This is a genomic window from Deinococcus sp. JMULE3, from assembly GCF_013337115.1.
Lineage (GTDB): Bacteria > Deinococcota > Deinococci > Deinococcales > Deinococcaceae > Deinococcus.
On record NZ_SGWE01000004.1, the window covers coordinates 2073045 to 2097500 of the forward strand.

The 24456-nt window shown below is 68.1% G+C and carries 20 protein-coding genes (1 of these 20 cut by a window edge); 17 read left to right on the forward strand and 3 right to left on the reverse strand.

What is annotated here, in order from left to right:
• From EXW95_RS12940 to EXW95_RS12950, 3 genes are all read left to right on the forward strand, one after another.
• A complete protein-coding gene (locus EXW95_RS12940; protein WP_174367790.1) occupies positions 1-4779 on the forward strand; it encodes a DUF11 domain-containing protein in 4779 nt (1592 codons plus the stop codon).
• A gap of 1154 nt (positions 4780-5933) precedes the next feature.
• Positions 5934-11000, forward strand: a complete 5067-nt coding sequence (locus EXW95_RS12945; RefSeq protein ID WP_174367791.1) for an S-layer family protein — start codon at positions 5934-5936, stop codon at positions 10998-11000.
• A 101-nt stretch (positions 11001-11101) separates the two neighbouring features.
• Positions 11102-12013, forward strand: coding sequence for a DMT family transporter (locus EXW95_RS12950; protein WP_174367792.1), 912 nt, complete (start codon positions 11102-11104; stop codon positions 12011-12013).
• A gap of 406 nt (positions 12014-12419) precedes the next feature.
• Here EXW95_RS12950 and EXW95_RS12955 read toward each other — a convergent pair whose 3' ends face one another.
• On the reverse strand, positions 12420-12902 hold the full coding sequence (locus tag EXW95_RS12955) for a hypothetical protein (RefSeq protein ID WP_371810055.1): 483 nt from the start codon (positions 12900-12902) through the stop codon (positions 12420-12422).
• Between the two features lie 100 nt (positions 12903-13002).
• On the opposite strand from EXW95_RS12955, the gene EXW95_RS12960 reads away from it, so the two are divergent.
• The 7 genes from EXW95_RS12960 (at position 13003) to EXW95_RS12990 (ending at position 18074) form a co-directional block, all read left to right on the forward strand.
• On the forward strand, positions 13003-13647 hold the full coding sequence (locus EXW95_RS12960; protein ID WP_046844034.1) for a response regulator transcription factor: 645 nt from the start codon (positions 13003-13005) through the stop codon (positions 13645-13647).
• 37 nt (positions 13648-13684) lie between these two features.
• Positions 13685-13888 (forward strand): hypothetical protein, encoded by a 204-nt coding sequence (locus tag EXW95_RS12965; protein ID WP_371810056.1) that lies wholly within the window; start codon positions 13685-13687, stop codon positions 13886-13888.
• A complete protein-coding gene (locus EXW95_RS12970; RefSeq protein ID WP_371810057.1) occupies positions 13885-14763 on the forward strand; it encodes a serine hydrolase in 879 nt (292 codons plus the stop codon). Before EXW95_RS12965 ends, EXW95_RS12970 begins: the two co-directional genes overlap by 4 nt.
• Positions 14764-14950: 187 nt before the next feature.
• A complete protein-coding gene (locus tag EXW95_RS12975) occupies positions 14951-15784 on the forward strand; it encodes a cytochrome c (protein WP_217449195.1) in 834 nt (277 codons plus the stop codon).
• 15 nt (positions 15785-15799) lie between these two features.
• Entirely contained in the window at positions 15800-16492 is a 693-nt protein-coding gene (locus tag EXW95_RS12980; RefSeq protein WP_174367794.1) for a ubiquinol-cytochrome c reductase iron-sulfur subunit, read from the forward strand.
• The gene (locus tag EXW95_RS12985) at positions 16489-17802 is read left to right on the forward strand and encodes a cytochrome bc complex cytochrome b subunit (protein WP_174367795.1); all 1314 of its coding nucleotides are present in this window, start codon (positions 16489-16491) and stop codon (positions 17800-17802) included. The genes EXW95_RS12980 and EXW95_RS12985 overlap by 4 nt, the downstream gene beginning before the upstream one ends.
• Positions 17803-17876: 74 nt before the next feature.
• Entirely contained in the window at positions 17877-18074 is a 198-nt protein-coding gene (locus EXW95_RS12990; protein WP_174367796.1) for a hypothetical protein, read from the forward strand.
• 68 nt (positions 18075-18142) lie between these two features.
• On the opposite strand, the gene EXW95_RS12995 is transcribed toward EXW95_RS12990, so the two are convergent.
• Entirely contained in the window at positions 18143-18394 is a 252-nt protein-coding gene (locus tag EXW95_RS12995) for a DdrH (protein WP_174367797.1), read from the reverse strand.
• Positions 18395-18522: 128 nt separating this feature from the next.
• Here EXW95_RS12995 and EXW95_RS13000 point away from each other — a divergent pair, with 128 nt between their 5' ends.
• The 7 genes from EXW95_RS13000 (at position 18523) to EXW95_RS13025 (ending at position 24191) form a co-directional block, all read left to right on the forward strand.
• Complete coding sequence (locus EXW95_RS13000; protein WP_174367798.1) at positions 18523-18945, forward strand: iron-sulfur cluster assembly accessory protein; 423 nt, start codon at positions 18523-18525, stop codon at positions 18943-18945.
• Between the two features lie 184 nt (positions 18946-19129).
• A complete protein-coding gene (locus EXW95_RS13005) occupies positions 19130-20887 on the forward strand; it encodes a peptide ABC transporter substrate-binding protein (RefSeq protein ID WP_174367799.1) in 1758 nt (585 codons plus the stop codon).
• Between the two features lie 102 nt (positions 20888-20989).
• Positions 20990-21574 (forward strand): ABC transporter permease, encoded by a 585-nt coding sequence (locus tag EXW95_RS21395; RefSeq protein WP_371810058.1) that lies wholly within the window; start codon positions 20990-20992, stop codon positions 21572-21574.
• Positions 21481-21984: an ABC transporter permease gene (locus EXW95_RS21400; RefSeq protein WP_371810183.1), complete on the forward strand. Its 504-nt coding sequence runs from the start codon at positions 21481-21483 to the stop codon at positions 21982-21984. The genes EXW95_RS21395 and EXW95_RS21400 overlap by 94 nt, the downstream gene beginning before the upstream one ends.
• Positions 21984-22907, forward strand: a complete 924-nt coding sequence (locus EXW95_RS13015; RefSeq protein ID WP_174367800.1) for an ABC transporter permease — start codon at positions 21984-21986, stop codon at positions 22905-22907. Before EXW95_RS21400 ends, EXW95_RS13015 begins: the two co-directional genes overlap by 1 nt.
• A 77-nt stretch (positions 22908-22984) precedes the next feature.
• On the forward strand, positions 22985-23485 hold the full coding sequence (gene ruvC / locus EXW95_RS13020) for a crossover junction endodeoxyribonuclease RuvC (RefSeq protein ID WP_174367801.1): 501 nt from the start codon (positions 22985-22987) through the stop codon (positions 23483-23485).
• A gap of 4 nt (positions 23486-23489) precedes the next feature.
• Entirely contained in the window at positions 23490-24191 is a 702-nt protein-coding gene (locus EXW95_RS13025; RefSeq protein WP_119673850.1) for a PrsW family intramembrane metalloprotease, read from the forward strand.
• A gap of 12 nt (positions 24192-24203) precedes the next feature.
• On the opposite strand, the gene moaD is transcribed toward EXW95_RS13025, so the two are convergent.
• Positions 24204-24456, reverse strand: the 3' portion of a protein-coding gene (gene moaD, locus EXW95_RS13030; RefSeq protein ID WP_174367802.1) for a molybdopterin converting factor subunit 1. 434 nt of this gene lie beyond the right edge of the window; the window shows 253 of its 687 coding nt (coding positions 435-687); the start codon falls outside the window, past its right edge; its stop codon occupies positions 24204-24206.

Genomic DNA, 24456 nt, shown 5'->3' on the forward strand with positions numbered 1-24456 from the left:
GTGCAACCGGACTTCAAGCGCATCGCCTCGACCCTCTCGGCCCTGCTGGCCGTGAGTGTCTCGGCCAGCGCACAGGACATCAGCACCAGCCTGCCCCTGACCACCGTCGGCGACCGCCTGATGTGGACCGTTGGTGACCAGGACCTGACCCTGGAAGTCCCGCTGGACGGCCCCGTACGGCTGGAACTGTACAGCCCGCGCCTGGACCAGAGCGACTACCGCGCCGACACCTACTACGGGGACGAGCAGTACGACGCCAACCGCAGCCAGGTCACCACCACCTTCACCGTGCTGCGCGAGGACGGCAGCACCCTGCTGACCCGCACCTTCACCCCTGGCCAGCACGACTGGGAGACCCTGCTCGACCAGGAACTTCCCGCCGGGCGCTACCGCATCCGCGCCGCCACCAGCGGCAACGGCAAGAACACCTTCGCGATCCGCCTCGCGGGCGTCAGTGCCGAAGTGAACGCCGACCAGATCAGCGTCAACGTCCACTCCCGCGAGTGGGTCCCGGCCGTGAACGTCACCACCGACGGCCGCACCCACGTCCTGCGCATGTACGACGGCGACGGCCCCCAGGAACTCCAGGCCCGCCTGCGCGACACCGAAGGCAACCTCTACCCCCTGCAGGTCAGCGCCGACCTGACCTACACCGACCTGCCCCTGCCAGAGCGGGCCGGAACCTACACCGTCGAACTGCGCCAGCCGGCCACCGCCCGCCAGTTCAGCAACACCGTCGGCTTCGGCCTGATCCGCGCCGGGAGCCCCGCGCCCATCACGGTCGCCCGCGTCGACCAGACCGGCATGCTGGGCGTCACCGCCGAACTGATCCTCCCCGGCGAGACCCGCCCCACCACCGCGCAGGTCACCGTGGGTAAGACCCCTGTGACAGTCAATGGCAGCTTCGAGCGCCGCGTCGTCGCCGGGACGTACCCGGTGACCGCCGCGCCCGTCCCCGGCGCGCAGGTCAGCGTCAGCGGCGAGATCACCGTGCCCAAGGACGGCCGGGGCGACGCCCGCGTGCAGATCCGCCCCGACGTGAACCTCGACCTGCAGACCGACAAGCTGGACGTCTGCGTGGGTGACACCGTCACCCTCCGCGCCCGCGCGGCCACCGAATTCCAGGGCGACCTGCCCCTGACCCTCAGCCTGGACCTGCCGGGCCTCGGTGACGCCCAGGAGAAGACCGGCACCCTGAACGCCGCGACCCCCGGCGAACTGAGCTTCACCGCTGCCCCCACCCAGCCCGGCCCGCTGACCATCACCGCCCGCCTGGCCCCCTGGGGTCTGGAACGCCAGGTGAAGGTCAACGTGCTGGCCGACAGCACCGCCCTGCAAGTCCAGCGCAGCGCCCCCGGCGTGGCCACCGTCGGCGACGAGATCACCCTGGGCCTCACGCTGCGCAACACCGGCGACCAGCGCGTCACCTACCGCCTGCGCGACGACCTGCCCGCCGGACTCGAAGCGCTGGACAGCACCGAGTTCACCGGCGTCCTCGCCCCAGGCGAGACCCGCACCCTGACCCACACGGCCCGCGTCACGCAGCCCGGCACGCACACCCTGACCGCCCGCATCGGGACCGACACCTGCGCCGCCACCCAGACGACCTCCGCGCAGATCCAGGCTCAGGCACCGGCCCCCACCCCGCAGCCCACCCCCGCCCCGGAACCCGCACCAGCCCCGCAGGCGCAGCGCAGCAGCAGCGTCTCGCTGCCGTTCGACGCGCCCGCCCAGGCCACCGAACTGGTCGTCGCGCACGCCGTGCCCACCGGCGCGCAGTACGTGCCCGGCAGCGCCCGCATGAACGGCCAGCCGCTCGCCGACCCGCTGCGCGGCCCCAGCGGCACCCTGTACTGGACGCTGCCCGGCACCGCCCAGCGCACGGGCAGCGCCCTGCGCGGCGCCGTCACCTACGACCTGAGCCACACCGGCCCGCTGGGCGAACTGCCCGCGCCCGCCCTGCTCGCCCGCTTCAAGGGCGAACGCAGCGAGATCCTGCAGGGCCGCGTGGACGAGGGCGACCTGCGCGCCGCCCGCCCCCTGGGCAGCGTCCAGAACACCCTGAACGAGAACCCGGGCGCCATCAAGTTCCCCCTGCAGGGCAGCCTGATCCGCATCCGCGACCGCATCAACATCACCGTGGAAGTCCCGCAGGGCGCCGCGCAACCCCTGACCGTCAACGGCCAGGTCATCAGCGACGACCGCATCGGCGAGACCACCACCGACCCCACCCGCGGCGTGCGCCGCCTCACCTACGTCGGCGTGCCCCTCAAGGCAGGCCTGAACACCCTGCAGCTCGGGGCCGACACCGTCACCGTGCAACTGGTCGGCGCCACCGCCCGCACCGAGATCACCCCCGTGACACTCAAGGCCGACGGCGCCACGCCCATCCGCCTGAAGATCCGCACCCTGGACGCCAACGGCAACCCCAGCAGCCAGGCGAACGTCACCCTGAGCAGCTCCCTGGAACCCCTGAACCCCGACGCCAACCCCGGCGAGAGCGGCTACCAGATCCGCCTGGAGGGCGGCGAGGGCGAACTCGTCCTGCAACCCCAGTCCACCCCCACCACCCTGAAACTGAAGGTCATGCAGGGCCAGGACGTCCTGACCCGCACCTTCGACATCACCCCCGACGACAGCCGCGTCGGCGTCGGCCTGATCAGCGCCACCCTGGGCCTCGACGGAAACCTGAACCTGAGTGACGACCTGACCTGGCAGGCCCGCGCCAGCTACGAAGGCCCCCTGGCAGGCGGCAAACTGTACGTCGCCGCCGACAAGGACGGCCTGCCCACCGAACAGGACACCCTCAGGCGCTTCGCGGCCTTCGGGGACGCCAGCGTCCAGAGCACCCCGCTGCAGGGCATCGACCCCGTCGCCGCCCGCTACGACCACCCCACCCTGCGCGCCGAGTACCGCCGCAGCAGCCTGCCCATCGACGTGCTGCCCGTCGGCGAACAGCTGACCGCCCTGACCGTCACCAGCAAGAGCAACCCCCAGGTCAGCGGCTTCGTCGCCCTGGTCCCCGAGGACCGCGCCCAGGACACCCTGACCCCCGAAGGCACCCGCCTGCTGCGCCTGACCCGCGGCAACGTCGCCGAGGGCAGCGAAACCCTGGTCGTCCAGACCCTGGAACAGGGCACCGGCAAGGTCCTCGCCCAGCAGACCCTGGCCCGCAACGTCGACTACATCCTCGACACCCGCACCGGCATCGTCACCCTGGCCCGCGCCCTCGACGACACCGACGCCCGCCTGAACGACATCCGCGTGCAGGCCACCTACCGCCTGAACAACCCCCTGGACCAGCGCCAGCTCGCCTACGGCGCCCAGATCAAGTACCAGGCCGCGCAGGCCACGGTCGGCGCCGCCGTCATCAGCCTCGACGGGACCGTCACCGCCGGCGCCCGCGCCACCTACGACAACGGCACCACCCGCACCGACGGCCTGCTCGCGTACTCCGGCGGCTTCCAGGCCAGCGCCGACCTCAGCACCACCCTGGGCCGCAGCAGCATTCAGGCGCGCATCCGCTACCAGGACGGCCAGTACCAGGGCCTCGCCCCGATCGCCCCCGGCCTGAACGCCAACGCCAGCGTCAGCACCCAGCACACCACCAGCCTCAGCAGCAGCGTCCAGGCCGAATACCACAACACCCTCGGCGCCGCCGCGAAAGACAAACAGGGGGGCAGCGTCACCGCCCGTGCCGACTACCGCCTCGCGCCCTTCAGCGTCGGCGCCGGCGTCAAGTACGCCTACGGCGACCAGTACGGCGTCGGCGCCGTCCTCAGCGCCGGGTACCACCGCTCCCCCGTCGACGTGGACATCACCCACACCCAGCCGCTGGCCGGAACCGCCGGAGGCAACCTCGACCCCATCACCACCGTCACCACCCGCTACGCCGTCACCGACGCCATCACCCTCGGCATCACCGACGAGATCAACTGGAAGACCGGCCAGCGCGCCACCCTGACCCTCGACAGCCGCCTGGGCAGCACCAACTACCAGGTCGCCTACGACCTCCCCACCGCAGGCGGCCAGGGCAACCGCGCCCGCTTCGGCGTCACCACCACCGTCGCCCTCAGCGACCAGCTGACCGCCGGCGTACGCGGCAGCGCCACCTACGCCATCAGCACCCGCGAACCCCAGCTCGGCGCCGGACTCGACCTGAACTACAAGACCCAGACCCTCAGCGCCACCACCGGCACCGACCTCACCTACAGCAACAAGGGCTTCGGCGTCGTCCTGCGCGGCGGCGTCAGCGGCAGCCTGAGCGACCACCTGACCCTCACCGCCGACGGCCTCGTTGAATTCGGCGCCGGAAAGAACGGCCAGCGCGCCGCCATCGGCTTCGCGTACCGCAACCGCACCTTCAACGCCCTGGGCAGCGCCCGCTACGTCAACGGCACCCTCGCCGGAAACCAGCCCGAACTCAGCAGCAACTTCGCCGCCGAATACCGCCAGCCCACCTGGGCCCTGCGCGCCGGACTCGACACCCGCACCCTGCTGAACGACCCCGACAGCTTCACTGCCCAGCTCGGCCTGAGCGGCACCTACTACCTCACCGACCGCATCGGCATCGGCGCCTGGGGCCGCGCCCTCACCCAGCCCGGCAGCGGCACCACCCAGTACGGCTACGGCCTCGAAGCCAGCGTCCGCGCCCTGCCCGGCACCTGGATCACCGCCGGGTACAACCCCCAGGGCTTCACCGGCATCGGCAACACCTACACCCGCCAGGGCGCCTACCTGCGCCTCGACCTGACCCTCGACGACACCCTCGGCAAGTAAGGACCCCCCACCAGCAGGGCAGGGAGCGGCAACCTTAGCGTCCGCTCACCTGCCCTCACACCGTTTCACCCCGCGCACCTGTAAGGCTCAGGAAAGTTCCCACACGCCAGCCTGCACGTAGGCACCCACACCACACGAAAGCGAGGCCCCGTATGAGTTCACCCCCCAGCTGGACACACCTGAAGTTCCTGACCGCACTTGGACTGACCCTGGCCACACTGGCCGGGGCGTACCAGATTGTCGGCGACATGAGCGGCACCGCCACCACCTGGAGCGGGACCATTGGTACCTATCAGACGAACAGCACCAACTACGTCGGTGGCACGGCGTCCGCCACATTCAGGTCGGCACTGACCACCACAGTCACGGCCAGTCGTGATGCCACCAACAACCAGAACTCCGTCTACGTGGGTGACGCCGCCCTGGGTGGCACGACACTGAAAGATCCAATGTCGACCCGTGCAGGAACTGGATTCACGGGCTTCTCGCCGAACTTCACGCCCGCCAATGTGGAGGGACTGTTCATCATCGCCAACGCCCTCAAGCAGGACGGCAGCTTCACCACGAAGACCGTGACCAGCGGGGCCAACACGCAGACCGTACGTGAAAAAGACGATCCGGCGTGTTACGGCGCGACGGGTGCGGCAGGCAGCACAGGCAGTTGCCTTCGCGGCTTCCTGACTGTGAACTTCAGCCGACCTGTGACCAACCCTGTCCTGCACATCACTGGGATGGGGGGCAACGCGCGACGGACCAACGACGTCTGGGGAGTGGCCTCTCGCTTACGCCTGCTGACAAGTGGCGTCTCAATCAGTGCGCTCGGCACACCATCTAATCTGTCTGTCACAACGCTGTCCGGCGCGCCATCCATCGGGGTGACGTCCTTCGGGTCCGGAGCACTACTTGCAACTGGCACGCCAACCAACACGTACAACGTGATCCAGGGAACGTGCACTCCTGCGGCTGGGACCACATCTGCAGGGTGTGGCAGCTTCAGGTTCAACGGGACTTTTTCCCAGCTTCAGTTCGAGGTCCGCCTGGACACGAGAAAGGTGGTGGCAGATACCTCGACGAACACGCCCTACCCTTACGCGGTCTATTCCGGACCCAACGGAAGCACCGTCGACAGCGGGCCGTCTGCAGATGCCTTTAACATGGCCGTCAGCGTCGACGAGGACTTCGGTGACGCGCCCGCCAGTTACGATCCCACGGCGGCTGCCAGCCACGTGGTCGGTGGCCTGAAACTGGGCAGCACCATCGACGTGGACAACACGGGCACCCTGAACGGCGGCACGGCCGTCACCCCCAGTCCCAATGCGGTTCCTGCTGGGACTGACAACACGGGCACCAGCGGTGACGGCGCCGATGAGGACGCCATCACGTCGTTCCCGTCCCTGCTGACCAGCGCCTCCACCTACAGCCTGACCGTGCCGATCAGCGGTGCCAGTCAGGCTGGTCAGGTGTGCGGATGGGTGGATTACAACCGCAACGGCATCTTCGATACCGGAGAGCGGGCCTGCGCGTCGTTCAGTGCCGGGGCGACCAGCGTCACACTGAACTGGTCGGGCCTGAGTGGCTTGAGTGCCGGGCAGAACTACGTGCGGCTGCGCGCCAGCTATGACACTGCGGGCGTGCAGAATCCCACTGGACGCCTGGACAGCGGTGAGGTCGAGGACTACCGCCTGAGCGTCACGGCGCCGCCTCTGGTCTGCACCAACACCTTCTATGCGCTGCTGGGGGATGCCACCAACGGCTTCCAGACCATCGCGTCACTCTCCCCGGCGGGCGTGGTGGGCACCACCATTACCACGGTCCCGACCAAGGCGACGAACCTCAACGCGGCGCTCGGGGTCGGCAGTGACGGCACGAAGCTGTTCGTGGTGACTGACGTCGGCACACTGGAGGTCTACGACGTCACGACCAATACCTGGGTGGCCAGTGTGCCCGTCACCGGTTATGACCCCGTCGCAGAGCGTGTGGTGCGTCTGGCCGTGACCAGCACGAATGTTGGTTACTTCAGCACTGGCGCGAAATTGTGGAGCTTCCAGACCTCTGCGCCCTACACCATCACGGGCCCCACCACCCTGACCTACACGGACGCGTCCGGCCTGACCCCGACTCCTACCATCGTCGGCAGTGGTGACTTCTTCGCTGGTTCGGGCGGCAACCTGTACCTGAGTGTCAACAACGGAAGTGCCGGGTCTTTCCTGGACACCTTCAAGATCCGCCCCGACGGCACGGTGACGTTCCTGGGGCGTCTGAACGATCCTGACATCGGGACCGATACGTACGGGGGATTTGCGGCCATCGGGAACAACATTTACGGCAGTTCCGTGGGTGGGCGCATCATTCAAGTCAACTTTGCGGACCTGACGGTCACGCAGGCCGCCGCTGCGAATGCCGCGCGCGGGAACAGCGACCTGACCAGTTGCTCGTACCCGACCCTGGAACCTGCCGTTACCGCTACCAAGACGGCCAGCGTCGTCACGAAAGCCAGCGGCAACACCGGCGGCGGCGCCCAGACCGGCGACACGCTGGAATACACCATCATCGTCCGCAACGGTGGCAGCATTGTCGCGCCCGGCACCACCTTCAGCGACAGCATCCCCGCAGGCACCACCTACGTGGCTGGCAGCACCACCCTGAACGGCACGGCCGTGGCGGACGTCAGTGGCGTCATGCCGTACGCCGTTAGCGGCGGCGCCCTGATCCAGAGTCCCGGCGAAGTGGCCGGGAACCTCCGCGCCGACACCACTGCCTCCGTCACCACCGACCGGGAAGCCACCATCAAGTTCCGCGTGATCATCGGGGGCAGCGTCTCACAGGTGAGCAACCAGGCCACCATCACGTACGTGGACGGCCCCGGCCCGATCCTCACCGACGGCGATACCGTCGCAGCGGGGAATCAGGCCACCACGACCACCGTCAGTGTCCCGGACCTGACCATCACCAAGACGCACACCGGCACCTGGACGCAGGCGGACCTGAACCGCACCTACACCCTGACGGTCACGAACAGCGGCGCCGCCGCCACCACCGGCACCGTGACGGTCACCGACACGCTCCCCACCGGCCTGAAGGCATACCGGATCAGCGGGACCGGCTGGACCTGCACGCTGGGCACCCTGACCTGCACCCGCAGTGACAGTCTGGCTCCCGGCGCCAGCTACCCGCCCATCACCCTGGTCGTGGACGTGGACACCAACGCGCCCGCCAGCGTGACCAACAGCGCCAGCGTCAGCGGCGGCGGCGAGACGAACACCGCGAACAACACCGCCACCGACCCCACCAGCATCACGGCCACCGCGACCGGCACGCAGAACTGCTCGGTGCTGAGCAGCGCCAGCCCCACGTCCCTGAACTTCAGCGGGGCGGGCACGCTGGTCAGCGGCACGGCGAACACGCAGGGCGCGGTGTACCGCTTCTCGAACGTCGCGACCGGCGTCGACGCGCTGGTCACGGTCACGAACCTGTCCGCGACCAGCGCCACGCTGCTCCAGGGTGGCCTGAGCGCCCTGCTGACCACGTCCTCCAGCGCGTTCGTGGACTACAAGGTGGACCTGGTGCAGGCCGGGACGAGCACGCCCATCACGCCGATCGACGTGGTCGCGTACTCCTTCGACATCGACGGCGTCGGGGTGGGCAACCCCCTGTCGGATTACGCGCAGTTCACCGGGGCGAACTCTGTGTTCCTGAACTCCCCGACCCGCCTGACCCTGACCGGCCTGCTCGCCGCGCAGAGTGCCACGTACGTCGGGTACAACGACACCGTGAACGACCCGCGCAACGCGGCAGGTGGCGTGTACCTGGACGTCAATACCTTCACCCTGCGCGCCGGGGTGCAGGGTGCCACCTCCAGCGCCACGCGCGGCGTGACGTTCGACCTGAAGACCAGCAACTCGTCCTCGTTCACGCTGATCAACTGCTCTGATCAGACGGCGCCGCGCACCGCGGACCTGAGCGTCACGAAGACCGACGGCGTGACCAGCGTGAACGCCGCCGGAACCACCACGTACACCATCACGGTCAGCAACGCCGGGCCGAACTCCACCACCGCCACCCTGACCGACCCGGTCGTGACCGGCCTGACGAAGACCGGCGTGACCTGCACCGGCGCGACGGGCGGCGCCGTCTGCCCCACGTCACCCACCGTGTCCGGCCTGGAAAGCGGACTGGCGCTGGGCAAGATTCCCAGCGGCGCCACCCTGACGTTCAGCGTGACCGCGAACGTCACCGCCACGAGCGGCAGCGTGAGCAACACGGTGACCGTCGCCGTGCCGTCCACGACCATCGAACCCAGCACCACGAACAACAGCGCCACCGACACCGACACCGTCACGCCCGTCGCGGACCTGAGCGTCACGAAGACGAACGGGGTGAGTGGCCTCACCCCGCTGACCAGCACCATCTACACCATCCGGGTCACCAACAACGGTCCCAGCAGCGTCACGGGTGCCACCCTCTCCGACCCGGCTGTCGCGGGTCTGACCGTCACCTCAGTGGCCTGCTCCGGCACGCCCGGCCAGTGCGCTGCCGCACCCACCATCGTCCAGCTCCAGGCCGGGTACGCCCTTCCTGCCCTCGCCAGCGGTCAGTTCTACGAGATCCGCGTGACGGCCACCGTCACCGCTACCAGCGGGTCGGTCAGCAACACCGCCACGGTCGCCGCGCCCGGTGGCACCACCGACCCCACCCCCGCCAACAACAGCGAGACCGACACGGACACCATCGCGCCGGTCTCGGACCTCGCCATCGACAAGTCGGGCGCCGCTGCCGTCGGCAGCGGCGGGGTGGTCACGTACACCCTGCGCGTGTGGAACAACGGGCCGAGCAGTGTCAGTGGCGTGAGCGTCACGGACAGCATTCCGGCGGGCTTCACCGTGACGGGGATCAGTTGCGCGGCGACGGGGACCGCCACGTGCGGCACGCAGAGCTTCACGGCGAGCAGCGTGACGATCACGAGCGGGACACTCAGCGTGGACACGGCACCGACGAACGCCACCCCGGACGGCAACTTCCTGACGTACACCCTGACGGGCACGGCGCCCACGAGTGGGACGCTGAGCAATACGGCGAGCGTGGTGGTGCCGGGCGGGGTGACGGACGGCGTGACGGGGAACAACACGAGCGGGACGGTGACGACGCTGATCGTGGACGCGGTGGACGACGCCGCCGTGAACCTGGCGTTCGGGGCGGGTGGGACCGTGACGGTGCTGGGCAACGACACGCTCGGTGCGGCAGCTGCCACGACCGCCAACGTGACCGTCAGCATCGTGGACAAGGGTGGCCTGACGGGCCTCAGCGTGAACGGTGGACAGCTGAACGTCCCGCCCGGTACGGGCAGCGGGTCGTACACCGTGACGTACCAGATCTGCTCGGTGACCACCCCCACCGCGTGCGACACGGCGACCGTGCCGATCAACATCGGGACGGCGACGGCGGACGTGAGCATCACGAAGACCGCCGCGGGCTTCGCGCAGCCCGGCGACACGATCACCTACACCCTGACCGTCACGAACGCCGGGCCGAACGCGGCGGACGGGGTGAGTGTCACGGACACCCTGCCGACGGGCGTCACGTACGTGAGCAGCACCCCGGCAGGGGCGGTCAGCGGGTCGACCCTCACCTGGACGCTGGGCACCCTGCCCGCCGGGGCGCAACAGGCGATCACGGTGGTCGTGACGGCCCCGGACGAGGTGACGCTGCTGAGCACGCCCGCCACGCGGACCCTGACGAACACCGCGTCCGTCAGCACCACCACCACCGAGACGAACGGAGCCAACAACGCGGCCACGGCCGTCACGCAGATGGTCGGCGCGAAACTCACGAAGTCCGTGCGGAACGTCACGCAGAACACCACCTTCGGCACGTCCGGCGGCGGTCTGCCCGGCGAGGTGCTGGAGTACTGCATCGCCTTCGAGAACTTCGGTGGGGCGGCCCTGCCGAACTTCGTGGTGACCGACCACGTGCCGGGCAACACGAACGCCCAGGCGGGCGGGTACGACGCTGAGGAAGCGAGCGCGGCGACCGGCTTCGGCGTGAAGCTCACGCGCAGCACCGCGAGCCCGACCACCTCGTACCTGACGAGCGGGGCGGACGGTGACGCGGGCGCGCTGAGCAGCACCGGCGGGTCGTTCGGGCGGGGCACGATGACCGTGAACCTGGGGGCCCTGGCCGTGGGGGAACAGGGCAGCGTGTGCTTCCGCACCGCCATCCGCTGATCTCACCCGCCTGAACGCGCGGCCCACCCTGTACCGGGGTGGGCCGCGCCTGCTGGACAGTCCACACCGGGGGGCAGGAGCTGCCGCATAGAATCCCCGTCATGTCGGCCCGTGCGCGTGGCGCCCTCCTGTTGATCGTGGTGACCTGCCTGTGGGGCAGCACCTTCGCGGTGGTCAAGACGCTGGGGCAGCTGCTCCCGGCGGCGGACCTGATCTTCTGGCGGTTCCTGATCGCCTCTGTGGCCCTGCTGCCGCTGATCGCCTGGACGCGCCGCAACGCGGGCCGCGCCCCCCGCACCCCGGACGGCTGGCGGAGCCGCAGCCTGTGGCGGGACGGGCTGGTGCTGGGCGCGTGGCTGATCGCCGGGTACGGCACGCAGACGATCGCGCTGCAGTCCACGAGCGCGAACCGCGCGGCGTTCTTCACGGCCCTGAGTGTCGTGCTGGTGCCGCTGTGGCTGGTCTTCGCGCAGCGGCGGCGCATGCCGCCCACGCTGTGGGGGGCGCTGCCGCTGGCCGTGGCGGGCCTGGCCCTGCTGTCCTGGGAGGGCGGGGCGCTGGTCGTCGGGGACGTGTGGGCGCTGGCGTGCGCGGTGACGTACGCGGGCTTCATCGTGACCCTGGAACGCATGGCGGACCGGCACGCGGCGCTGCCGTTCACGGTCGCGCAGGTCCTCAGCGTGACGGGACTGGCACTCGTGTGGATGCTGCTCGCGGGCGTCCCGTCGCTGCCTCCGGCGGCCGCGTGGGGACCGCTGCTGTACCTCGGGGTGGCCGCCACGGCCCTGACCACCCTGCTGCAGACGATCGGGCAGCGCAGCGTGAGCGCCGCCGAGGCCAGCCTGATCTACGCGCTGGAACCCGTGACGGCCACCGCGTTCAGTTTCGTCCTGATCGGCGAGCAGGTGGGCCTGCGCGGCGCGCTGGGCGGGGCGCTGGTGGTCGTGGCGACGGTGCTCAGCCAGCGGGCGGACGCCCCACACGCGGAAACGCCGTCTGTGCAGGTGGAGTGACCGCAGAAATCAGAGGGAGTGAGGGTCTGCCTCGATGCCTCTGATACGGGATTCAAGTGATTCCAGATCATTCGGAGTCGCCCGGTGGCCCCCTCACCCTTCCGTCGCTTCGCTCCTCAGCTGCGCCGCTCTGCGAGTCCTTCCCTCTCTGCTGCGCAGCTCTCCGAGTCCCACAGGGGGAGAGGGGACAACGGAACGCGATCACGGTGCAAGCAAGTCAATTTCATCCCGTATCAATCGAGCGGAGCGAGTACCCGAGAACGATTGCGGTTGGCGGTGGAGGTGAAGGGCGTGCCGCTGCTCCTGGGGTGGGCCTGAACACCGCTGTGATCCCGTCAGTGTTGAGGAGGCCCCCGGCGCGGTTCGTCTGCGTCGGGGGCCTCGGGGGGTTCGTGTGTGTGGGTGTTCAGCGGCGGGCCTGGTCGGGGATCAGCAGGGTTTTCAGGGCGGTGTTGCCGGACCATACGCCGCGCAGGCCGTTCTGGAGGGCGCTGCCGCGCACGGCGGTGTACAGCGCGGGGGGCAGGCTGACCGAGGGGTACACGCCGCGTGCGCCGCGCGCGTCGACCTGCACGTCCAGCGGGAAGTTCAGGGCGAGGGTGGCGATCAGCACGCCGCCCAGTGCGAAGCCCCCGGCGGCGCCCGCGCCGAGGTGCCAGGGCTGGTCGAGGGGGTTCTGGATGCGGCGGGTGATGGCGGTGCCGACGCCCATGGCGATCAGCGCGCCGAGGATCAGGGCGATGAGGGCGTTGCCGCTCAGTGAGTTCGCGAGGAAGCAGGCGGCGACGCCGCCGAGGCCCCACGCGAGTCCGCCCAGGCCGCGCCGGGCGCCGAGTGCGGTCACGGCGGCCCAGAGGGTCACGAGCAGCGCATCGAACCAGGTGATCACGTCTCGCAGTGTACAGGGCGAACCTGACAGATCTCATGCGGCGTGGCGGTCTGGGGCTTTCCTCCCGGTGTGGACGGGGCGACTGGCCTAGACTGGGGGCATGATCCGCGTCTTGCTCGTCGATGACCACGCGCTGTTCCGTCAGGGGCTGCGCAGCCTGCTGGAGTCCGAGGGAATGCGCGTGATCGGCGAGGCCGCCAATGGCCGCGAGGCGATCCGGTACGCCGCGGACACGCACCCGGACGTGATCCTGATGGATATCCAGATGCCGGACCTGGACGGTGTGAAGGCCACGCAGAGCATCCTGGAGATCGATCCGAATGCCCGCGTGATCATGATCACGATGTACCGTCAGGACCGCTACGTGTTCGAGGCGGTGAAGGCCGGGGCGCGCGGGTACGTCCTGAAGGACGCGGACGCGGCGACGCTGCTGGACGTGATCCGCCGCGTGGCGGCCGGTGAGGCGCTGCTGGACCCGGAGATGGCGCAGAACGTGCTGGACGACTTCCGGGACAAGCGCGAGGAGCTGCCCAGCGAGAAGCACGCGGACCTGAACGAGCGCGAAACCATGATCCTGAAGCTGCTCGCGCAGGGGTTCTCGAATCAGGACATCGCGCTGCGGCTGGACATCAGCGAGAAGACCGTGCGCAACCGCCTGTCGGAGATCTTCACGAAGCTGCAGCTGAACAACCGCACGCAGGCGGCGCTGTACGCGATCCGCGAGGGCATCGCGAACCTTGAGTAAGAACCGCCGGGTGGGGCCGGGCGCACCCGTAAAGCCCGTGACGTTCCGTGCCGGGTGCGGCCGTGAGTGGAGCCTCCCGAGTGCCGAGGCGGACCTGGCGTACACCGAGCAGGCATTCCCGGAGTGCCCGACCTGCGAGCACCGCGTGGAACCGGACGGTGGTCCGCCTTTCTGCACGTTGCGTCCGGTGGGGACCGCGCATCCGTTCGCGGCGCTGGCCGGGCTGGACCTGCCGGAGTGACCGGTGGGGGAGGGGAGAGGCTGGCCGCTTTCCAGGCGCAGCTGACTGCCGCCGGATTTCCTGGGGTGGTGGGCCTGCGGGTCACGGACCTGACGGGCACCGAGTTGGTCGCCTGGAACGCGGATCGGGTGTTCCCGGCGGCGAGCACCATCAAGGTGCCGCTGCTGGTGCTCGCCCTACAGGAGGCGCAGGCGGGTCGGCTGGACCTGTCGGGGCGCGTGACCATGCAGCCTGGGGATCGCGTGCCGGGCGCGGGCGTCCTGCATGACCTGGACGGCGGACTGGCCCTGACGTGGCGGGACGTGCTGACCCTGATGATCGTCGTGAGTGACAACACGGCGACGAACCTCGTGATCGGGCGGCTGGGTGTGGAGGCCCTGAACGCGTGGCTGGCGGCGCAGGGCCTGACCGGGACGCGACTGGTCGGGAAGCTGCAACTGCCGCCCGAGCAGCGCAACGAGGCGCAGCGGCGCGGCGAGCGCAACGCGACGACCGCGCGCGATCAGACGGCCCTGCTGCGCGCCCTGGTCGCGGGGGAGGTGCTGGACGGGGCGCACACGGCGCTGGCGCTGGACATCCTGGGGCGGCAGCAGTACCGCGACCTGATCGCCCGGCACGTGCCCTGCGGTCCGGACGGTGAGCGGCTGTACCGCAGCGGCACCAAGAGCGGCGAGTTGCTGGGCGTGCACCATGACGTCGGGGTGCTGTTCACGCCCCGCCCGCTGCTGGTGGCGCTGCTGTCGGAGGGGGGTGCGGACCCGCGTGAGCATCCGGAGAACCGGGACGTGTCGGCGCTGGCCGGGGCGCTGTGGTCGCTGCTGGCCGCGCTGGGTGAGGTTCCGGTGAGCGGTGGGGGACATTTAACCGCTCGGTAAGGAGAAGAATAAAGGGTGCCGAAGTCTGGCGGGCAGCCTGAGAAGCGCGGCTGGGCGCATGTTCGGCGCGTGGTATGCTGACCCGTATTAGGCCACCTGAGAGCAGGGTTTCCATCCGCGAGCCGGCGGGAAATGACTGGCCACTTCACGCTTAGGGAGAGGGAAAGTGGAAAGAAACGACGCTGTCATGCCCTGGGTCGCGATCGTATGCGCGGCCATCATGTGGATCATCCTGCTGTTCCTGTTCAACAAGGAAACGGCACCGGAACCTGTGGTGGTGGACCCGGCGGTCGTGGCGACCATCAACAAGGAATGGCCGACGGTCGGCAAGACGGTCTATCAGGGCTGCGCCGGCTGTCACGGTGCCGAGGGGCAGGGCGGAGTAGGCCCGGCTCTGGCGAACAACGCCAAGATCGTCAAGGACCCCGTGTACGTCCACACGATCATCACGAAGGGCAAGGGCAGCATGCCCGCGCAGTCCCAGCTGTCCGAGACGGAAGTGTACGCCGTGGCGAACTACGTCCTGAACTCGTGGGGCAACAAGCTCGAGGAACCCCTGACCCCTGCCACCGTGGCCGAGGGACAGACGAAGATCGACCCGGCGGTCCTGAAGAACCGCAGCCGCTTCGTGCCGGATCACATCAAGCTGCCGGAGATCTTCCTGGCGACCTTCGTGATGGTGCTGCTCACCTACGGTCTGATCGGTCTGTACAGCGTGTGGGCTGAAGGTCTGGAACTGCACCCCGGCATTCACAAGGTGCGTTCGACGCCACTGGCGACCCTGGGGATCATCACGAGCCTGGGCCTGACCGTGATGTTCGGCGTGCTGTTCGTCCGGCAGATGGTTACGGACTTCGCGGGCTGGGCGGCGGCAGAGCCGGTTGCGCCCAATGTCACTGCCGAGGGCTTCTACGCCGCGATGATCCTGCTGATGCTGGCCGCCAGCATCGCGCTGTACAAGAAGTACTTCATGGACGGCGAGGTGCTCGTCGAGGACGCCAGCGGCGAGTTCCCCTGGTAATCAGGAGAGATAGAAATGACCCGTTACAAGAAGCAAGACCCTGAAATCACGCGCCGCAAGTTCATCAACGTGGCCATGGGCACCGGCGCGGGCGTCGGCGTGCTGAGCCTCGTGAGTGCGCTGGGCAGCGCCAAGCCCGCGTTCCGCCTGACCCCCGAGAAGGCCCCGCCCATCAAGGGCGACATCCTCGTGCACGCCGCCGCTGACAAGGAAGGCCAGCCGATCCGCGTGTCGGAACTCAGCGAGAAGGGCGTCTCCGCCTGGCCGATGGGCAAGGACAAGGAAGGCAACCCCGTCATCCGCAAGGGTGAGCCGAACAACCAGCTGGCTGTCTACCGCTTTGAACGGGACCGTTACAAGGTTCCCGAGGAGGGCGGCCACGCGCACGTCGTTCTGGAACTGAACGGCATCACCGCCGACGGGGTCGTGGCGTACTCGAACAAGTGCACCCACGCCGGTTGTGCTGTGCCGAACGACCCCAACGACTCCACCAAACTGTTCTGCCCCTGCCATTCCGGTCAGTACGACCTGCTGCAGGGCTGCAAGGTCATCGGCGGTCCGCCCCCGCGTTCCATGCCGCAGCTGCCCATCAAGCTGGAAAACGACCAGCTGGTGGTGACCGAAACGTTCGTGACGGCGCCCTACGGCTTCCTGAACGAGGCTGACTGGGAAACCTATCTGGAGCAGGTCAAGGAGATCATCGGATGAACCAGTGGCTGGATGACCGTCTGCACCTCTCGCGCCTGAACGACAAGTTCCTGCGCAAGGCCTTCCCGGTGCATCACTCCTTCTTCCTGGGTGAGATCACGCTGTTCAGCCTGATCGTGCTGATCATCACCGGGATCCTGCTGGCCCTGGCCTACGAACCCAGCAACTCGCTGGTCGTGAACTCCTTCGACCCCGGCACGAAGGCGGACCCCAACCTGGTGCCTGCCGCGTACCACTCGGCGCTGAAGATCAACGCCATGCCCTTCGGGGACATGCTGCGCCGTATCCACCACTGGATGGCGAACATCATGGTCGCGGCCGCCGTGATTCACATGATGCGCATCTACTTCACGGGTGCATTCAAGAAGCCGCGCGAGATCAACTGGTGGATCGGCATGCTGCTGCTGATCTTCGCCTCGCTGACCGCCGTGACCGGCTACATCCTCCCGTACGACAACTACGCGTACAACACCGTCAGCGTGATCTACGCCATCACCAAGTCGGTCCCCTGGGTGGGCGACTGGCTGGCGCAGGCCGCCTTCGCGGGCCGCTTCCCCGGAGACGGCATCATCCCGCGTATCTACGGCTACCACATCATGCTGCTGCCCGGCATCCTGCTGGCCCTGACCGGCGCGCACATGCTGATCATGATCAAGCAGAAGCACACCCAGCCCCAGTACGCCAAGCGACTGGCGTACAAGAAGATCGTGGGCGTGCCGCTCATGACCCAGCAGACCCCCATCATGCTGCTGCTGGCCCTGCTGTTCACCGGTCTGGTCGTGCTGTTCAGCGCGTTCATCCCGGTCCACCCGGTCGAGTACTACGGTCCGCCCAGCCCTGATCCGATCAGCGGCATCAAGCCCGACTGGTACCTTCTGTGGGTCTTCGGTGCCCTGGCGATCATCCCCGGCTTCGAACTGGAAGTGCTGGGCGGCGTGATCAGCGCCGAGTTCGTGGGCGCCATGCTCTTCCCCGGCATCATCGTCGGTGCCATGTTCGCCGTGCCCATGCTGGACCGCAGCAAGGACAACATGTACTACGCCGAGAACCCCACCAACCACCCGGTGCGGCTGGCGGCAGGCGTGGCGTTCCTGGCGATGATGATCGTGCTGTCGGTCGCCGGGTACAAGATCGAACTGATCCAGGGTGGCCTGCTGACCAGCGCGAACGCCAACACCATCCTGTGGATCCTGACCATCGGCGTGCCTGCCGTCTGCTACGCCGCCACGCTGGGCATCGTGCGCATGATCCGCGCGCTGCGCGAGGCCGACGAACGCGACGCCCTGGCGCACAGCCACGCGGACGACTGAACCCGAACCTCCTGAAGCCCCGGCCACCGCGCCGGGGTTTTTCTTTGTGCCCAGCGTGTGCTTCACTGGGCGTCATGGATGCACTGGCCCGGAATCTGGCGCAGGTGGCCCGCGACCTCAACCTGGACGGTCAGGTGCCCGCCGACGCCAGTCCGGAGGTGCTGGCTACCCTGGCCCGCGTGGTCCTGGAGGAACTGATCGCCCGTGGGGCGCTGCCTGACCCGGACCCGCAGGTCGGCTGCTGGAGCGCCCCCCGCTCGGAGCTGCACTGATGGCAGGACTAGTCACCAGAGTGAACGCCGCCCCCGGGATGGAGGCGGCGATGCGGGCGGGTCTGGGTTCAGGCCTGAACGCGGGGCGTGCTGGGGATGTTCGCGGCCGGCGTGTCGCCCTGGCGGCTGCCTGCGGCGTAGCCGACCTGCGCGCCGAACTGCCACGCGAGTTTGATCATGAACTGGATGGCGTCCTCGTCGTGCTGATCGATGAGGTTGCGCAGGTGCTCGGGCAGCCCGTCGGGCAGCGGCATGGCGCGGAGCTGCTCCCCGTACTCGCTGCGGAGCTGCTCGAACCACTCGGCGTAGGGGTTCGTCATGCCGACCATCTTAACACTGGTGCGCTCAAGGAATGTAAGCCCAGGCCCTGCGTGTGCCCGGCTGGCCCGGCTGGACACTTTGCTTTCCAGGCACCTTTTTCTTTCCCGAATGGTAGTACGCTTCACGCATGACCGCGACCACCACCCCCGAAACCAGCGGCGGCGTGCCCGCCCGTGACATCACCATCAGCGAATTCGGCGCGCAGAAAGCCCTGGGCATCCTCGCCAACAGCGGCAAGGAGAACGCCGGCGTGCGCGTGTTCATCAAGAGCGGCGGCTGCAGCGGCTACCAGTACGGCATGGCCATCGACGACCGCGAACTCGAAGGCGACCTGATCGTCATGGACCGCGGCGTGAAGCTGCTGGTCGACCGCATGAGCCTGCCCCTGCTGCGCGGCAGCGAGGTGGACTTCGTCGAGAACATGATGGGCGGTGGATTCACCGTCCATAACCCCAATGCCACGTCCGCGTGCGGCTGTGGGTCCTCCTTCCGCACGGACGGCGCCCAGTCGCCCGACGGCGAGGGCTCCGGCGGCTGCGGCAGCCACTGAATTCAGCCTCTGAATCTGGACCGGTCATCCCTGCGGGTGGCCGGTTTTTTTTCGTGTCAATCCCCCATCGCGTGTGACAGCCGGATGAATTCAAGCCTTGACGGGCTTCACCTGACCCGTATACTGCCTGCATCACCAAAAGTTTGGGCTGCAGGATCTGCCCAGTCAGTCATACGGAGGCTCCATGAAGAAGACCCTTGCCCTCACTGCTTTCCTGCTCGGCGCGGCCATGGCCGGTCCCGCCAACAACAGCCTCGTCGTCGGTACCTCGCAGGAACCGCCGAACATCTACGATCCCTGGAGCACCAACAACCTCGCCATCACCAGCGAGATCAACGGCTACATGGGTGCGGGCCTGACCTACCAGGACGACAACGGCGAGACCAAGGCCGACATCGCCACCCGCGTTCCCACCCTGGGCAACGGCGACTACAAGGTCGTGAAGGACAGCAAGGGCGACGTGATCCGCAACAGCGTCACGTACACCATCCGCAAGGACGCCAAATGGAGCGACGGGACGCCCATCAAGGTCGCCGACTTCCAGTTCTGGCTGAAGCTGGAAAACGACGACCGCGTGCCCGTGCCCGACCGTGACCCCTGGGACCGCGCGAAGATCACCGTGAACGACGCCGACACCTTCACGATCACCTTCGAGCCGCCCTACCTGTTCGCGGATCAGGTCAGCCCCGGCATGGCCCCCAGCCACGTCATGAGTGCCGCCTGGAACGCCTTCGACGCCAAGACGAAGAACGAGAAGGACGCCAAGGTCATCAACGAGGAGTGGAAGAAGTTCATCGCGTCCTTCACGACCGCCCGCAACCTGCCCAAGGTCGTGGCCGGGCCGTTCAAACCCACCGCGTGGCGCACCGGCAACAGCCTGACCATGACCCGCAACCCGGTGTACTGGAACCAGCCCAAGAACCCCGAGAACTACGTACAGACCGTCACGTACCGCTTCATCCCGAACACGAACACCCTGAAGGTGAACATCCTGTCCGGGCAGCTGGACGCCGTGAGTGCCGTGGGCCTCACCTTCGACCAGGGCGTGGACCTGTCCCGCAACGAGCGCAGCAAGTACAAGACGTACTTCGTGCCCGGCGCCGTCTGGGAGCACATCGACATCAACGCCCGCGGCCAGCGCGCCAAGGACCTCGACCTGGATGACCCGCGCATGCGTCAGGCCCTGCTGTACGCCATCGACCGTGACGCGCTGACCAAGGCGCTGTTCCAGGGTAAGCAGGCCGTGTCCAACAGCTGGATCGGCCCGGTCAGCAAGCTGTACAAGAAAGACGTCAACGACTACAACCTGAACGTCGCCCGCGCCAAGCAGCTGTTCGCGGCGCTCGGCTGGACGCCCGGCAGTGACGGCATCCTGCAGAAGGCCGGGAAGAAACTCAGCCTGAACTTCTCCACGACCTCCGGGAACAGCACCCGCGAACGCGTCCAGCAGATCCTGCAGGCGCAGTGGAAGGCCGTGGGCGTGCAGGTGAACATCCAGAACTACCCCGCCAGCGTCATCTTCGGGCCGGACTTCCTGAGCAAGGGCGAGAGCGGCAAGTGGGACATGGCGATGTACGCCTGGTCGAACAACCCCGTGTTCGAGGAAGGCAATCTCTGGAAGAGCGACGGTATCCCCACTGCCGCCAACGGCTACTCCGGCCAGAACAACCCCGGCTGGAAGAACGCCGAGTACGACAAGCTGTACGAGCAGGCGAAGGTCGAGTTCAACCAGGCCGACCGCATCAAGCTGTTCGACCGCATGCAGGCCATCTGGAACGCCGAGGTGCCCGCCCTGCCCCTGTACTTCCGCGTGAACGTGTACACCAAGGTCCCCGGCCTCGTGAACTACACCTTCAGCGCCATCACGCAGTACCCCAGCTGGAACGCCGCGAACATCGGCTGGGCCAGCAAGGGCGCCGTCGAGGAGTACAAGCAGAAGTAACCGCCTCACCGCGCGCCGCCTGCAGTGGGGCGCGCCGCGGGGCAGGGGGAGGGACGGCCTCGGCGCCGCCTTCCCCCTGCCCCCTGTTTCAGGAGTTCGAACATGGGAACCTACGCATTACGCCGCGTCATCCAGATGATCCCGCTGCTGCTGGTGATCAGCCTGTTGATCTTCGCACTGACCGCCCTGCAACCCGGCGACCCGGTCGACCAGCTGGTGTTCGGGAACAGCAACATCACGCCCGATGACATCGCCCGCCTGAAAGCCGCGTACGGTCTGGACCAGCCGTGGTTCACGCGGTACTTCTTCTGGCTGAAGCAGGCCGTCACCGGGAACTTCGGGTACTCGCAGGACTTCGGGATTCCCGCGCTGGACTTCGTGTTCCAGAGCCGCCTGCCCAACACGCTGCTGCTGACCGTCCCGGCGCTGATCATCAGCACGCTGATCGCCGTGCCGCTGGGCATCTTCAGCGCGGTGCGACAGTACTCGCCGCTGGATTACATCCTGACGTTCTTCGCGTTCCTGGCCGTCAGCGCCCGGTGTTCTGGGTGGGCGCCCTGGCCCTGTACTTCTTCGCCATCTACCTCCCGCAGATCACCGGTGGAGCGCTGTCGCTGCCGCCCGGCGGACTGGGCGGCGACGTCCCGCCGGAAGCCGGATGGTGGGCGGTGTTCGCCGACAAACTGAAGTACCTGCTGCTCCCCCTGATGATCCTGATGCTGCGCGAGATCGCCGTGACGCTGCGCTTCATGCGCGCCAACATGCTCGAGACCCTCACGCAGGACTACGTGCGCACCGCGCGCGCCAAGGGGCTCGCCGACCGGCGGGTGCTGTACAAGCACGCGCTGCGCAACGCCGTGACGCCCATCGTGACCCTGCTGGGCCTGAGCATCCCCGGCCTGTTCGGGGGTGCCGTCATCACCGAGACGGTGTTCTCCTGGCCCGGCATGGGCAAGGCCATCCTGGACGCGCTGGTCAGCAAGGACTTCAACGTGGTCATGGTGTGCCTGATGATGCTGGCCATCCTGACCGTCGTGTTCCAGCTGCTGACCGACCTCGCCTACGCCGTCATTGACCCCCGGATCCGGTACTCCTGATGACCACCCTGCCTGCCACTGCCGCCCCGGCCAAGAGCCGCTCCACCATGCAGATCGCCCTGCGGCGCCTGCGCAAGCACAAGGCCGCCATGATCAGCCTCGTGGTGATCGCCGCGCTGATCCTGATCGCGATCTTCGCGCCGCTGATCGCCCCCTACGACCCGAACGAGCAGGACCTCGCGGGGATCTACGCGCCGCCCAGCGCGCAGCACGTCATCGGTCAGGACAGCCTGGGCCGCGACCTGCTGTCCCGCATCATCTACGGCAGCCGCGTCAGCCTGATCGTGGGCTTCACCGTCGCGCTGTTCAGCGTCGCCCTCGGTACCCTGATGGGCCTCCTGGCGGGCTTCCTGGGCCGCTGGGTGGACACCGCCATCAGCCGCTTCATCGAGGTCATGCTGTCCATCCCCGAACTGCCCCTGCAGCTGACCATCAGCGGCCTGTTCGCCGTGAGTGACGTCCCGGCCATCGCCGCGCTGCGGGAAAACCCGAACTCCAGCGTGTTCATCATCGTCGGGATCTTCACCTTCTTCGGCTGGATGGGCACCGCCCGCCTCGTGCGCGGCGAGGTCCTGAAACTGAAGAACCTGGAGTACGTGGACGCCGCCCGCGCCCTGGGTGCGAACAGCCCCCGCATCATGTTCCGTCACCTCGTGCCGAATGTCGTCGCGGTGATCATCGTGAACGGCACCCTGGCCGTCGGCGGCGCGATTCTCGGCGAGGCCGCGCTGTCCTTCCTGGGCTTCGGTATCCAGCCGCCCGTCAGCACCTGGGGCAACATGCTCTCGAACGCGAACGAGGTCGTGCTGGAGCACCCGTTCATCGCGGTGTACCCCGGCCTGGCGATCCTGATCACCGTGCTGGCCTTCAACTTCCTGGGGGACGGCCTGCGCGACGCCTTCGACCCCAAGAGCCGCCTGTAATCCCACCCCTTCGCTCCTCGCCCCCGCTCCGGCGGGGGTTTCCATTTGTTGCTCTTCGGGTCGCGTATCCTGCAGTGGTGATCGTGCTCGGTATCGACCCTGGACTTGCGAACCTCGGCCTGGGGCTGGTGGAGGGTGACGTGCGCAAGGCCCGCCACCTGTACCACGTGTGCCTGACCACCGAGAGCGCCTGGATCATGCCGCGCCGCCTCCAGTACATCCACGAGGAAGTCAGCCGCCTGATCGCCGAGTACCGCCCGGACGCCGTGGCGATCGAGGATCAGATCCTGCGCAAGCAGGCGGACGTGGCGTTCAAGGTCGGGCAGGCGTTCGGCGTGGTGCAACTGGCCTGCGCGCAGGCGGGCGTACCCGTGCACCACTACGGCCCCATGCAGGTCAAGCGGTCGCTGGTCGGCACGGGCCGCGCCGAGAAGGAACAGGTCATCTACATGGTCAAGGCCAGCCTGGGCATCCGGGAACTGTTCAACAACCACGCGGCGGACGCCCTGGCGCTGGCGCTGACGCACCTGGCGAGCGCACCGATGCAGGCCCGCGCGGCCGGACTGGCGCTGCGCTGAGCGCATGACCCTGGTCCTCGCGCTGCTGCTGTCGGTCACGTTGACCTTCGCGTGGCTGTGGTTCTTCGTGCGGCGCGACCGCCACCCGGAACCGCTGTGGTTGCTGGCGCGCACGTTCGCGTGGGGCATGCTGGCGTGGGTGATCTCGGCGGCGCTGGGCGCCAGCATGGGGCACCTGACGACCTCACCGTTGCCGCTGGTCGCCGTGCTGGTGGTGCTGCTCACGGCCCTGATCGAGGAAGGCTTCAAGTTCGTGGCGGCCACGACCGCCATCACGGAACTGTCCTTCGACGAACCCATGGACGGCCTGGTGTACGCCGTGACGGCCGCGCTGGGCTTCGCGTTCATGGAGAACGTCACGTACACCCTGGGCTTCGGCACGGGCGCCGGCGCGTGGCACGCGGTGCTGGCAACGCTGGCGCACGCGCTGTTCAGCGCCCCTCAGGGCTACGCGCTGGGCGGCCTGCACTGGCAGCAGGGCCGCGCCTGGGTGGTACAGGGCCTCCTGATCAGCGTGGCGCTGCACGCCGTATTCAACGGACTGCTGGGCGGAGGGGGCGGCTGGCTGCACCTGCTGCTGCTGGGCGCCGTGGTGCTGATGATGATCGGCCTCGCCACCCGCTATTACCTCGCGTTCGAGGCGCACGCCCGTGAGCACGGCCCCAGCGAGTACTTCCTGTTCGAGCAGGCGCAGCGCCGCCGCTGATTCCGGCCCCCCTTATAAGGTGTCGTGCCCGGTCTGGCCCGGCACCCAGTGCTGCCCGTCCTCGTCACCCTCATGCTTCCAGACGGGAACGTGCACCTTCAGGTACTCGATGATGTCGTCGCACGCCTCCAGCGCGGCGCGGCGGTGCGGGCTGGCCACGCCGATCAGGATGCTCGCCTCGCCGGGCAGCAGACGACCCACGCGGTGCTGGATGTACACGCGCAGCTCGCCGTGTTTCTCGCGGGCGGCGTCGGCGGCGCCGTGC